The sequence below is a fragment of the Ruegeria sp. F5 genome, from assembly GCF_056533845.1.
Genome location: NZ_JBQFOU010000001.1, coordinates 124,586 through 138,587, shown reverse-complemented (window position 1 = coordinate 138,587; position 14,002 = coordinate 124,586). Strand labels below are relative to the sequence as shown.

The following is a 14,002-nucleotide window of genomic DNA, read 5'->3' as shown; positions in this document are numbered from 1 at the left end:
CAAATCAAACGCAAAACGCTCTGGCCTAGCCCTGACACCCGCCCAAAGCCCAGCGGCGCATGTTGACCTTTAGCCCGCCGCCATAGGGGTGTTGCTTTGCAACATTTCCGGCGGCTGGCCGTTTGACATAGGTTTGGGCCTGATCGCACAGCGTCTCTGCGGTCCACTGATGGCAGTTGGAACATTGCTGGTCTTTCCAAAGCTCTTCGGGCAGCCCTTCCAGCGGTGGGAACTGCGGCGAGCCTGCCACCAGTTCCTTGATGGTCTGGCCGCGCACATAGGCATTTCCAAAGCTCAGCGGCGTGTCCAGCGTCAGCGTCTCGTCCGCCGCGATTGCGCCATCGGTTTCCGCCTCGGGTATCTTGGCAGTGGGCTCGGCCTTTCGGGTCACGGTCTCTTCCCCGAGACGGAGCGCGGAAAGCCGTTCGACCGCTTCGTTCGAGAACGCCCCATCCGGGAAACTGTGCAGATACACCTCGTAGGAATGGACCGTGTCGTCGGCCAGCGCCAGTTCATACATCAGCCGGTCGGTTTCCGTCGCCTCGGCCACCTGTTCCTGCTGCTCGGGCTGCACCGCGCCGGATGGCGGAGCGGTTCCGAAGGATTCAGCCAGAACGGTCTGCAACAGGTCGCTTGCCTTGTCGGCATGGATGCTTTCGGGATAGGCGCGCATGAACAGCATGATCTGCACCGGATCGCGGGTATTGACCGCTTCCTGCCACAGGTCCTCTTCGTTGCGGTGCTGCACGATCTTCGTTTCCGTCTCAATCGCGAAGGCAAAATCCTGTGTCAGCGAGGACGTGTCCCAGGGCGTCTGCAGACCACGGGTTTCTTCCAGAACATCGACGCGCACTTTCTTGAACAATTGCTCAATCGCCATGCCCGGCGTTTCGATATGTTCCGCCAGGCTCAGCGTGAAGGGGCTGTTGCCCACCTCACCATCCAGCGCGACCCCGCCCGGATCGGTGGCATAGGCCAGAAACGTCCCCGTCGGGGCCTTCATTTCGGCCAGACCGTTGTCGTCCATATCGGCAAGCTCTTCGAACGGATTGTTCCGGCAGGCATCCAGAATGACGATGTTGGTCTTGTTATGGGCCGAGGCCATCTGATGCAGCACCGACCGCGCCTCGACCGCCATCAGGTCCAGATCAGCCGGATCGTTCAGCGAAATATCCACCGGCAGAAGATAGTTCGACCCAAAGGACTGCACGCCGTGACCGGCATAATAAAACAGGCCAACCGCATCCTCGCCGCCCTTTCGCAGATCACGGCCGAACTGGGAAATGGCGCGTTTCATCTCGATCTGGTTGCTGTCCGACAGATGCCGGACATCGAAGCCAAGGCCGGTCAGCTTTTCGGTGATCAGCTTCGCGTCGTTCGCCGGGTTGTCCAGCGCCGAAACGGATCCATAGGCCGAGTTCCCGATGACCAGCGCAATGCGCGGCTCGGCCACTGCCTGAGCGGTCCACAATATCAAGATCATCGCAATCAGAGCTTTTACTTTGCGAAGCACGTCAGATCCTCTGTTTCCGTCATCCCACCAAGCCCCGTGACTCTGGGGCATCATGCCGGTTCGAATTTTACTACACAGCTTTTTTGGCTTTCTTGTGGCCACCGCCTGACATATCCCGAATTAAGGATCAAGCATAGGAACAGGTTCACACATGCCGCGCTCAACCCCAATGCGAAACTTTTTCGCCATAGCCGGATTGCTGCTGGCAAACAGCGCATGGGCCCAAAGCGCCAATCCGTTCGAGCATGGGTGGAAACTGGACGCCGAAGCCTCGGAACTGCAATTTCTGTCGGTGAAGAAAAACTCGGTGGCGGAAAACAGCGGGTTCGCCACGCTTTCTGGCGTGATCAGCCCCGAAGGGGCCGCCGATATCCGCGTTCAGATGGACAGTGTCGATACCAGCATCGACCTGCGCAACGTGCGCATGCGGTTCCTGTTCTTTGAAACCTTCAATTTCCCCGAGGCGGTCATTACTGCGCAGCTTCCGCCCGAGGAACTGGTCGATCTGCATCAGACGCGCCACAAGATCATCGACCTGCCATACACCCTATCGTTGCACGGCGTGACCAAGGACAGTGTTGCTCAGGTCGCCATAACATTGGTCGACAATGACCGGGTCGCGGTGGCAAATACCACCCCGATTGCCATCGCCCTTCCCGACTTCAATCTTGAAGAAGGGCGCGGCAAGCTGGAAGAGGCCGCAGGCGTCGATATCCTGCCCTTCGGCTTCATCAGCTTCGGCTTTGTGTTTGACCGCGCCAAGGCCGGAACCCCACCGAAGCTCGAGGTCGCATCGGCAGTACCGGGGGCCGCCGCTCTGGAATCCAAGGGCGAACTGGACCGTGAGGCCTGCGAAGGGCGGATGGAAATTCTGTCGCGCACCGGCAACATCTATTTCAACTCGGGCAGCGCCCGCCTGAGCGACGCGTCTATTCCGCTACTGGCGAACCTGCACGACATCGTCGACCGCTGCCCGGAGCTGACTATCGAGATCGGCGGCCATACAGACAGCGATGGCTCCGACGCGGCCAACCGGGTGCTCAGCGAGCGGCGGGCGCAGGCGGTGAACAACTATCTGGTCGATCAGGGCATCGCATCCGAACGTCTTGTGACCGTGGGCTATGGCGAAAGCCGCCCGGTGGTGTCGAACGACACCGCAGAGGGCAAACGCCGCAATCGCCGGATCGAGTTCATCCCGGTGAACTGAACCGCGCAGGCCGTGGGACAATCAGTTCCCGGCAAGAATGATGGGATCGAACCCGCCGCTGCGCCATTGTTGCAGGGCCGATATGAAGTTCGGCCCCGGCACACCGTCTATGGCGCTTGAATAGTAATCCGCTTTCTGCAGCAGTTTCTGAACCTCCATCACGGTTTCCCGCGACCACTGGTCCGAGGCCAGAGACAGTTGATTCAGGATCGAACCATCGTCTTCTGCAGCCCCCCGCAGCAACATACGGGCCGCTTCCAGCGGATCGTTGGGAACGCCGCGGCCTTCATCCAGCAGGATCGCGGCGGCCAGATATCCCTGATACTCGCCATTCCGTGCGGCTTTCTGAAAATAACCAAGCGCTTGTGCAGGCGCCCCGGCAATGCCGTCTTGCGCCAGAACGCCAAGATTGAAGGTCGCCTTGGCCGACCCGCCCTCGGCGGCGCTTTGCAGCAGCGTGATTGCCCGCGCCTCATCCTTGGGAACAACCTGACCTTCAAACAGGGTGACCGCCAGATTTATCATAGCGTCGAAACTGCCCCCCGCCGCCGCACGTTCGTACAGCTCCATCGCAGCGTTCACATCCTGCGGAACGCCGGTTCCGCTTTCGTGCAGCTGGGCCAGCGATACCATTGCCCGCAAGTCCCCCTGATCCGCCGCCTGCTTATAGAGCGTAACGGCCCGATCCACATCCCCCGCCGCAATCGTTGCCCGCGCCAGCAAAGCCACGTAGTGCGACAGATCAGGCGTCTGCGCAGCAGCGGCGCTGCAGGCCTGAATGGCGGTCAGCGCGTTTTCCTGCAGGCGGCTGAACGGCACGCCGGGAATGCTGGCCGTCCGGTCCCGAGGATGCGTGGCCAGACGCTCACAGATACCGCCCGGAGTGCTGTCTTCCGGACGGGGGATCGAGGCGATCAGGCGGCGCGCCTGATCCACATGGTTTCCGTCGGGGTATTGCTCGATATAGAATTCCAACAAGGGCCGCATCCGGCTGCGCTGCGCCAGTTTCCACAGACGTTCCGCCTGTTCGTCCTGATCCTCGACCGACAGGGCCCGGGTCAGCGTCTCGCCCTGCCCGGCGCGGTCCAGAAAGGCCACAACCTCGTTCACATGCGCCCCTTGCGGGTAGCGGTCCATATAAAGCTGCATCAGCGACGCATCCTGCGCATTGGCCGCGACCTGCCACAGCAGGGTTTCTTCCGAGGCCGTCACCGGGCTGTTATCAAACCGGAACTGCCGGGTCAGCGATGAGTTGTCCCACGGAATCTGCCGCCCCCCGGTCGAGGCCAGAACATCCTTGCGGACCGAGATCATCAGGTCGGAAATATCCTGCCCCGGCGTGTAGATATGGCTCAGCAGCGCCTCGGTGAAGAAACTGTTCCGCCCGGTGCCGTCATAGGCCACGTTGTCGGGCTGCGTGGCATAGGCGAACATAAAATCCGCCGCACTGCCGACCCGCGCCAGCCCGTCGCCGCCGACATCCAGCCCGGTGCCCTCAAAGGGATTGTCGCGGCAGGCGTCCAGAAACACCAGCCGGATACCATCGGACCGTTCCATCCGGCCGACGAATTCCTGCATCGGGATGGTCTGTTCCGGAATGTCCGCAGGCGTCGAGATTTCCGCATCGACCGGAACCAGATAGTTGCGCCCGTCCACCTGAAACCCGTGCCCGGCGTAAAACAGCAGCGAGACGTCGGAATCCGCAGCCGTGGCACCATAGGATTCTGCCAGCGAAAGCATCTCGTCACGGTTCAGATCGGTGCCCAGGAATACCTGAAACCCCAACCCCTCAAGCGCGATTGCCAGGTCGGAGGCATCGTTGATCGGGTTGTCCAACGGGCTGACAGATGCGTAGTCCGAGTTGCCGATGACCAGCGCGACCCTCTTGTCGGCCAGCGCCATGCAGGCGCTGAACAGCGTCAGGAACAGGGCCGAAAGGCAACGGGTTGCAAACACAGGCAAAACTCTCTGACAGATCAAAGGCCGATGGCGCGCGTCAGACCGATTTCGGCTTGTCCGACCGCAGCTACAATCGTGTCTACCTGCTGGTTCTGGATGATGGCAAGTTCCGGATCGCTCGCTCGTATCAATGTGATGGCTTTGCGAATCTCACGCTGGGCGTCACGGATCTGCCGCCGCGCCTGCTGGACCGCCTCGCGACGGATCGCGGCGCGTTCCGCCGCCGTGGTGGCCAGCGCCAGCCGCCGGTTGGCGTTTTCACCCGCCTCGCGGATACCGGCACTGGCCCCGCGAATGATATCGCCGATGGATTCCAGCCCCGGCGGCAAGCCGTCCACGATCTGATCGAGGTCGGACGCGTAGTCATCCATCGCATCCGCCAGACAAGCCAGATACTCGCTGACATTGTCACCGCTGCTGGCACAGGACGAAACCTCGCCATCGAAATCCTGCGAGACGTTTTCGACGGTCCCAAGCGCCGTCTTGGCTTCGGTCACGGTGGTGGTGGCCGTACCGCCGCCGCCTCCTCCGGTAATCGTGGTGTCAACCGTAGGCGTAATGGTGATCTGCGGGGTTGGGGGAACCGGTATGATGGTCGTTCCACCGCCAATGACCGCAGCACCGGGCAAGGCCGCAACGGTGAAGGTCTGACCGGCCGAGCTGCTGAGGCTGGAGGTATCGACCGAATAAGTCGTGGCCCCTGCCGCGGTGCTGGCAAAGTTCAGTGTCTGGAATATCGGCGATGTGTTGAGAGAATCCGATGCCGGACCGAACCTGTAAGAGGCAGGGCCGCCATAGACATTCCCCGTTGCCGTTGCGGTCGATGTTGTTCCCGCCGGAACAGCCAGACTGTCCGGTATGGCAAACACGACGGGCGACGTGGTGTAATTCGCCGGGTTCGTGCTGCCGGTACCGGGAGCCCAGGTGGTTGTGAAATCCCAACCCTGCGCGGATGCCAGCCGATAGAATGTCAGCGTATCCTGAAGCTGCGCCGTCGTCAGGCCCTGCCCCCCACCTGCGCTGGTGGTCAGCCCCGATGTTGACGTGTTCCAGAACGACCCGTTGACGGTATCAAAATTGGCACCTACTAACCCACCCATTTCGGGCGTATTTACGCCGGAGAAGCTGACATTGCCCGCGGCGTAGGTGCGGTTAATCGTGTCGAAGTTTTGTCCGACCAGACCACCCAGTTCAGCAGTCAGCGTGATCGATGAACCACTATTGGTACCCGACACATTAGACGTGGAATATGAATCGCGGATTAGGCTAAAGTTTTGGCCAACAAGGCCACCCATTGTAATAGCGATCCTGGCCGATCCGCTCACATCACCGACGCTATGTGATCTGATGATGTTTCCAAAATTCTGCCCCACCAGACCACCCGTGAGTACGGTATCCGATTCAATTGGTGTAACTGTGACATTTGCCGTTGAAAAACTGTCGCTAATGCTTCCAAAATTTTGGCCGACCAGGCCGCCGCTGGCACCATATCCACCGCTGAATAAAGTCCCAGACGTCATCACACCCGACACGGTTCCAAAGTTGTTGGCGGCGAGAATCCCACCCTCCCCGACCGAGGCATCGGCATTGGTAATCGACAGATTGCGGACTGTGCCATTCAGATTATTGAAAAGGCCTGCAAAATTGAATGTGTCGTCTATGAACAGCCCATCGATGGCAAACCGGTTTCCATCCAGCGTTCCCGAGAAATTCATCGGATTGAAACCCCGGAACCAGCTGGTCGTTGCCGAGGCATTGATGTTGTTCACCAACTCATAGTTCAGCGTGGACAGGGCCGAGCCGCCGATCCCTTGCAAACCGTAGATATCTGTCAACTGATAGGGGTTTGAGCTTGTCCCGCTGCCGCCGGTCACTCGCAGGAAATTGGCCTGTGTATCGATGTCGAAATCTGTTGCCGCAAAGCTGGGCAGACTCGACGATATTTGCCGCCAGAAGCCGGCGACCAGCGAAAAGACTCCGACATTGATGTCACCTCCCGCGCCGGTGGTGATCAGGCCCACGCCATCAACCGCCCCGAGCGCGGTCAGGATCAAGCTGCCGTTGGGGCCATTGATCGCCCCGTTCAATGTGATGGCATTATCGGCGTTCAGGATAAAATCGTTCGTCGACGTCCAGTCGATATCGGCATTGATCGTGATGTTCCCGGCATCCGGCCCCGAGCCCGAGGTGTCGAGCGTCACGTTCGCCGTGGAAAGCTGGGCTTCAAGCCCGGCTTCGGTAAATGTGCCAGGCACCGTTATGTTCAAAGGGTCAAACAGCAGATCGCCGGTTTTGCCATTGGGTGCGCGCAGGTCAGCAAAACCGCGATAGACCAGATCGGTTTTGCCCGAAACCTCGACAAATCCGCCATCCCCCGACTGTGCGCCCCCGCGGGCCGAGATATTGCCATGGAACGTCGTCAGGTTGTCCGACCACACGACGATCCGCCCGCCGTCGCCTTCGTCGCCGCCATTGGCCGTCAGCGTTGTGCTCGCATCCGCGCTGGTAGTCTGCGCCGTCTGCAGGTTTCCACCGCCCTGATAATCGCCGCCGACCCGGATCGTACCGCCGTCACCTGCCCCTGCCCCGTTCGCGTTCAGCGTGGCCCCGGCCAGAGCGATTGCCTGACCCGTGATCGTGATCGATCCGCCGTCCTGCGCCCGAACTTTGGGCCGGGGCGAACTGGCGACAAGCGTCTTGCGGGCAGAGGTGTCGATGTCACCGCTCACCTTCACGCCGCCACCGCCGCCGCCCAGCACAACTGCGCCGGACACACCGCCGACGGACCGGGCCTCGATCACGCCAGACATGTTGATCACCTGCCGCGCTGCATTGCGCGCGCTTGCGGCTTTCAGGTGGACGACCCCTCCGTCCGCCTCGATCCGCCCGGAATTGGTGACGAGCGCCTCCATCGAGGCGTCATCGCTGTTCGACGGCACGGCGACCTGAAGAAACCCATCGCCTGCGACGTCCAGCGTCACCTGCTCTCCGGCACCCAGACCGACCTTGCCCAGCGGCACCCGGATCAGGCCCGAATTGGACACTCTGCCGCCGATCAGCGCCGCATATCCCCCCGGCACGACCGAAATGGTTCCCGCATTCTCGACCGCAGCGGAGTTGCCGTTGCCATTGAAGCGGTATCGCCCGTTCAGGAAGTCATCGTCCGAGATATCCAGCGTCGAGGCGACAAAGCCTGCCGTGTTCACATGCCCGTTCGGTCCGATGAAGATACCGTTGGGGTTCACCAGAAAAACCTGACCGTTTGCGTTCAACTGGCCGTGGATCTGGCTGGTGGTGTCGCCCGTCACCCGGTTCAGGATCACGCTTTGCTGACCCGGCTGGTGGATGTTCACGGTCGAGCCCGACCCGACCGAAAACCCGTTCCAGTTCACAATCGCGGCCCCGGAGCCCTGCGTGATGTCCAATTGGGTGCCGCTGGGCTGCGTGATGGTCACATTCCCGGCGGCCACGGCGGCTCCGTTCGGCAAGGACTGCGCCAACGCCGTAGTGCCCATCAGAAACGCCGAGGCCGAAAGCAGCGCGCCCCGGATCAGCATTTTCGGGCCTTCAGAACCTGCGACTTGCAACGATGCTGAACCGGTTTCCGTCTTCGCCAAGGTCATCGCGTTCCCCTCTGCCATATTCCACTCGCAACGATCCGGACCGATAGGCCGAATCCTCAATCGTAAACAAATCTGCGCCAATGCCGTAAGCATAGGCTGTGGTCGTGCTTTGCTCAAAGAATGTGGGTTGTTCCAGACCCAACTCGCCATATGCGCCGAACACATAGGGTTTGAAAATCAACGGAAAGCCCGCCACCGAAACCTGCTGCGACCGGCCCGCTTCCGCGCGCACGACCCAACCGTCATCGCCGCGCAGCTCGCCCGCGTCAAATGTGGACAGCTCGCTGGAACTAGCGATGTTGAACTGTTCCGACGTGACCAGCGGATCACCGAAACTGGTCTGGACACGGCCATTCAGGCTAAGCGACCAGTAGGCGTTCAGCGGGCGCTGATATTGCGCCGACAGGACAAGCTTGGTGAATTCCGCGCTGGCCCCCTGCCGCGACAGCGGGGTGTCGCCCGGCCCCACCGATGCGCTGGCCCCAAAGGCATCCAGCCCGCGCGACAGGATGGCGCTGCCGCGTAGGAATGACCCGTTTTCGTAGTTCCGCGTGGCGTCCAGAGTTGCGCGCAGCACGCTCAGATCGTCGTCATAGATCGGAAGGCGGAACGAACCCACCAGCAGGTCCTGCGTATCGCTGACCCGGTCCAGGATCAGTTGCGACGACAGGTTGAACTTTCGCGACCGGATCCAGGGGTAATAAAGCCGGATCGACAGCCTTTCGAATTCACTTTCGTTCGGCACAAACACCGAATCCGGGCGGGCTTTACTGGACGTGACCTCGACATTGAAGGTCAGGCCGTCATACCCGATCGGGAACACCGTGCCCGCGGCCAGAATCCTGTATTTCGCATCGTCCGAGAAATACCGCGTCGGCGACCCGCCTGCGTTGAAATAGAACGTCTCGCCCATCTCAAGCGCGCCGTTGACCTCAAGCCCAAGGTTCAGGTTCACAGGGCCCAGATCGTCTGACAGCGTGTTGTCGAAGCCGTAAGAGCCCGTAAACCCTTTGAACTGACCATCCAGCGTCAGCACCGTACCGCCAGCGGCATCGCCTGCGGACAGGGTCGAGGCCAGACGCAGCCCAAACGTATCGCCCGCCACCAACAGCGCCCGCTCGATCTGCTGCAGCTTGATGCCGCGCTTGCCGATCAGAGGCCTGGTGATTTCCACCACCCGGTCCCGGGCCTGCTCGGGAACTTTTTCCGCATCGATCCGTTCGATGAAGCCATCGACCACGACAATCCGCAGGGTCCCGCCATCGCGCAGGGTCTGCTGGGGCAGCACCACGCGGCTCAGGACAAAGCCGGCGTTTGTATAGGCGCTTTCCAGCCGGTTGGTCGCAGCGAAGATTTCAGACACCGGAACGCGCTTGCCCGACAGCCGTTCGACATAGGCGGCATTTGCGGCCTCCATCTGCGGCAACGCGCCTTCGATATCGACCTGGCCAACCGTTACGAACAGCTTGTCCGCGCCTTCCGGGATCGGCGCACCGGGGTCGCGCGCGACGGTAACAGGCCCCGTACTGCGTTGACTTTGCGGCTGAAATGTCGCCGGGGCAAGGTTTGACGCGCTTTGGGCCAGCGCGGTTTCCACCATGCCAAAGCTGGTACCGACGACAAGCGCGGCTATCAATTTGAAACGTCGGTCATACATCATAGAACAACGGGTTTAGACATCATCAGCCGACCATGGTGGAAGAGTGGAACAGCGCTTAGAAAAGCGCAGCCCGCGCAGCAAAGCAAGATTGTATAGTACATTACCCGGTGCCTGTTGGAATTGTCCCACATCGTATTGAGCGTTTTTACGCCAGCGTCTGTGTCGGACATCACAAATGCCGATCACATCTGCCGTCACTAAAGAAGGCCCTGTTCAAGCCATTCCTCGATCTTGTTGCGGCTAACCTCGAAATGCATCGAATCCTCGCGCCCCCAGGCCGCGCCCCAGACCCAGCCCTCCTGCCGGAAGAAATCGGCGAGAATTGTCAGGCCCAGCTGCGTTTTTCCATCCCCCAGCGTGTCCAGAACACCGTCGATGTTCAGATCGACGGCCAGACCATAGGCATGGGCCGAGGCCGAGGATGTCGCCCCGCGAATGCGGCGCACACATAGCGACCCGGCCGTGTTGATCCGCGCATAAAGGTCAGGATCGGTGCGGCGAATATTCTCGAACACGGCGCGCAGCGAATCAACCGCAGGTTTCAGCATCCGCACCCGGACCGGCCCGACCTCTTCCAATACCAGCTTTTCTTCCAGCCGGGGGTTCGTCATCGACTGGCATTCATCCGTCAGATCCTCGCGCGGCAGGCCGAACGTGTCCTTCAGGAAAGACGACCCCGCCAGTTCAAGATCCTTGTTCACGTTGTTTCGGTTGGCGATCAGGACGACCTGCGCATAAGCGTCGATGATCTCATTCGGCGTGGTGCTGTCATATCCGAAGCTGTCCGCATCCTCGTTGCCCTGCTGAAAGATGGGGCCACCGCTTTGCGAACGCGAGATTTCCAGCGACAGTTGTTCCAGCTGGTTGCGCATATCGTCAATCTGCTGGCTGAGCATTTCAATCTCGATCCGCGCACCCGAGTCTATTGCGGGTCCTTCGAAATTGTCCTCCATCGGAACGATCAGCGGGAACACATACCAGATGATCGGGGCAAGTATGATCGCTACCCCTAAGATTATCGCCGGAACGATGCGCATTTGCCTTGTTTTCCCGTTTCCTGCCGCCTTCGGGCGTAAACCTAGAAGGCGCAGGGCGGGATGTCACGCAATTGCCCCAAAATTGTGCTTCACAAGTGTGACTTTCTTCATTGTCGCCCGTCAGACGCAACGGTACTCTTTGTGTCAAACAGGAAGGACTAAGGTTATGTTCGCACTTTCATCTTTGAAATTCATCGGGGCTTCGGCTTTTGCGGTTGTGTGTACAACGCAGCTTGCGCTGGCCCAGACAAATGAACTGACGGCTGACGAGATCACCGACGCGTTCAACAAGCAAAAGACACGTGGTCTGGTTATCGTGCCCTCGAATACCGGCGACACGGCAACGGAAGACGCGGCTGAAACAACTGTTGCCGCCGCCCCCACCGAGTATCAGCCGGTGGCTGCGGAAGATCAGGTGAATATCCAGATTCGGTTCGATTTCGCCTCGGCTTCGCTGCGGCCCGATCAGAAACCAAAGCTGAGCTCACTGTGCCAAGCGATGAAAAACGTGGATGTGAGCGTTTTCCAGATCATCGGTCACACTGACAGCGCCGGCTCTGCCGAATACAACCAGAACCTGTCGCTGCTGCGCGCGAAAGAGGTCAAACGCTTCCTCGTCAGCGATTGCGGTATTGCCGAAACACGGCTGGAAGTGCTGGGCGTCGGCGAAGCAGAACCTCTGAACAAGGACAATCCGCGCGCGGACGAAAACCGCCGCGTTGAATTCCAGGCTCTCGGCTGATTTAGTATCTGCTAACCACAAGAATTTCCGAGGGCAGCATGACCGAATCCCGCGCAGGCGACCTGTTTCAGCCGGGCGATCTGGTAAACAATACATATCGGATCGAAGCCATCCTTGGGCGGGGCGGTACATCTGACGTCTACCGGGCCCGCTCTGAAATTTCGGGGCGGCTCGCCGCGTTGAAGGTTCTGAAGGCAGAATTTTCCAGCAATGACGACTATCTGGTCCTGCTGACCCGCGAGGAAGAAATCCGCGACATCCGCCACGACGCGGTTGTGCGTTATTCCGAGAACAACCGCACGGCGGACGGCCATGTCTATCTGGTGATGGATTATGTCGACGGCCCGGGGCTGGACCAGAAGCTCAGCGAAGGGCCGATGTCGGCGGCGGACATTCTGACCGTCTGCAAACGGGTGTGCGAAGGGCTTGAAGCCGCCCATGCCCGCAATATCGTGCACCGCGATCTGAGCCCTGACAACATCATCCTGCGCGATGGCGATCCGGCCCAGGCGGTGATCATCGATTTCGGCATCGCCAAAGACACCAATCCCGGCGCGGAAACCATTGTCGGCGGCGAGTTTGCGGGCAAATACGCCTATGCCGCGCCCGAACAATTGTCGGGCAAGACCGACCAGCGCACCGACATCTACTCGCTGGGCGCGCTGCTGCTGGCCAATTTCCGGGGCCAAAAAGCCGATGCCGGGCGCAATCTGCTGGAGGTTGTCGAAAACAAGAAATCGCCGCTGGATACGGCTTCTGTCCCCGAGCCGCTGAAATCGATCCTCGACAAGATGACCGCGCCCGATCCCGACGACCGGTATCAGACGGCCAGCGACGTTCTGCGCGCGCTCGCCTCGGCGCGGTCGGGAACGGTCGAGCAAGCCCTACCGGATTTGGACGAAGACGTGACCGTGATTGTGCCTAAAAGCCAGTCCGCAACACCGGAACTGGTCATGGCACAACCGGAACCGGTCCGAGGTTCGGATACCCCTGCGCCAAAACCGGCCCAACCCGCGCCCAAGACATCGCGCGGTGCGCTTGTGCCCATCCTCAGCGTTCTTGCCGTGGCGGGCATCGGGGCCGGTGGCTATTTTGCCGGTGTGTTCGACAGCTTTCTTGGGCCGAGTTACCCGGTGGCCGCCCCTTATACGCTGGTGGCCGACAAACGCGATGGCCTGCCCCCGCGGGCCGTGGGGTTCGTGCCGTCTGAATCCGCCCGCGACACCATGACCAGCGAGATCACCGCCGAAGGCGGCGAGGTCGATCTGACGCTGGCCTCGGGCGACATTTCGGAAACATGGGGCCGCGCGGTCACCGATGTGATCGGATCGGTCATGGAGATGGATGAATGGCGGCTCGTGGTGAACGGGAATGACGCCAAGCTGACAGGTCTGACCACGAATGAGGCTTTGCACGCAGAGTTGGAACAGCTCTATTCCGCCGGTCTGCCCGCCGGGTTGCAGGGAACGGTTGAGCTGGACCTTGAACCCCTGTTCCTGTCCGCGGCCGAGATACGGCCAGTCCTGTCCGGGCTGGCCGATTGCGGCGCATTGAAACTGGTCGACGCTCCGGCGACGGGATACGGACCCGAAAGCCCGATACAGGTCAGCGGCACGTTGGCCTCGCAGGACAGCATGGTCGGGCTCAGAACCGCACTGACCGCTTTGGCCGGATCGCGGCCGCTGGATTTGGATCAGGTTGCGCTACTGAACCCGACACTCTGCCTGATCGAGAATTTCCTGCCGAGCGCTCCGGCCAGTGATATCTCGATCGCCTTTTATAACGGTGAACAAGGCAATGCACCGAATCCTGCGGGCGATTTTTTGGTCGGGCAAAACCCCGTGATCGATGTCGATCTTCCAGTTGATGTGCAGGACGGTTTCTTATCGGTGTCAGTGCTGGACGTGTCTGGTAACGTATTCCACCTTCTGCCCAATGTGACGCGCACCGAAAACAATGTCGCAGCACTACGAGACGGGGAAACTGGCCCTGTGTCAGTGCGTGTGGCCTATTCAATCCCCGAAAGTCAGGAAAACGGGGGTATCGCTTTTGAGGTTGACGACTCAACGCTGGGCAAAAGCAAGGTCATCGTGCTGCACACCGACAATCAGCTGTTCGATACCCTGCGCCCCACCACGGAATCCGCCGCCGGCTATGCCGAAGCCCTGCGCGAGCAGGACCGCAATGTCGACACGCAGATCCTGTCGCTCGACAGCCGCATTCTGACCACTCTGGAACAATAGAAACGGGTGGCCCTTCTT

8 protein-coding genes are annotated in these 14,002 nt (G+C 60.3%); 3 read left to right on the top strand and 5 right to left on the bottom strand.

The window, feature by feature from the left end:
- Positions 1 to 25: 25 nt before the first annotated feature.
- A complete protein-coding gene (locus tag ACR0K1_RS00570) occupies positions 26 to 1,483 on the bottom strand; it encodes a caspase family protein (protein ID WP_480848072.1) in 1,458 nt (485 codons plus the stop codon).
- Positions 1,484 to 1,682: 199 nt separating this feature from the next.
- Between ACR0K1_RS00570 and ACR0K1_RS00565 the strand changes: the two genes are divergently transcribed.
- Complete coding sequence (locus ACR0K1_RS00565) at positions 1,683 to 2,720, top strand: OmpA family protein (RefSeq protein WP_480848070.1); 1,038 nt, start codon at positions 1,683 to 1,685, stop codon at positions 2,718 to 2,720.
- Between the two features lie 21 nt (positions 2,721 to 2,741).
- On the opposite strand, the gene ACR0K1_RS00560 is transcribed toward ACR0K1_RS00565, so the two are convergent.
- The 4 genes from ACR0K1_RS00560 to ACR0K1_RS00545 form a co-directional block, all read right to left on the bottom strand.
- On the bottom strand, positions 2,742 to 4,676 hold the full coding sequence (locus ACR0K1_RS00560; protein WP_480848068.1) for a caspase family protein: 1,935 nt from the start codon (positions 4,674 to 4,676) through the stop codon (positions 2,742 to 2,744).
- A 20-nt stretch (positions 4,677 to 4,696) separates the two neighbouring features.
- Positions 4,697 to 8,302: a two-partner secretion domain-containing protein gene (locus ACR0K1_RS00555; RefSeq protein ID WP_480848066.1), complete on the bottom strand. Its 3,606-nt coding sequence runs from the start codon at positions 8,300 to 8,302 to the stop codon at positions 4,697 to 4,699.
- On the bottom strand, positions 8,247 to 9,959 hold the full coding sequence (locus ACR0K1_RS00550) for a ShlB/FhaC/HecB family hemolysin secretion/activation protein (RefSeq protein WP_480848064.1): 1,713 nt from the start codon (positions 9,957 to 9,959) through the stop codon (positions 8,247 to 8,249). Before ACR0K1_RS00550 ends, ACR0K1_RS00555 begins: the two co-directional genes overlap by 56 nt.
- Positions 9,960 to 10,159: 200 nt before the next feature.
- Complete coding sequence (locus ACR0K1_RS00545; protein ID WP_480848062.1) at positions 10,160 to 10,999, bottom strand: M15 family metallopeptidase; 840 nt, start codon at positions 10,997 to 10,999, stop codon at positions 10,160 to 10,162.
- A 166-nt stretch (positions 11,000 to 11,165) separates the two neighbouring features.
- Here ACR0K1_RS00545 and ACR0K1_RS00540 point away from each other — a divergent pair, with 166 nt between their 5' ends.
- Positions 11,166 to 11,741: an OmpA family protein gene (locus ACR0K1_RS00540; RefSeq protein WP_480848060.1), complete on the top strand. Its 576-nt coding sequence runs from the start codon at positions 11,166 to 11,168 to the stop codon at positions 11,739 to 11,741.
- 38 nt (positions 11,742 to 11,779) lie between these two features.
- Positions 11,780 to 13,984, top strand: a complete 2,205-nt coding sequence (locus ACR0K1_RS00535; RefSeq protein WP_480848058.1) for a serine/threonine protein kinase — start codon at positions 11,780 to 11,782, stop codon at positions 13,982 to 13,984.
- Positions 13,985 to 14,002: the final 18 nt, after the last annotated feature.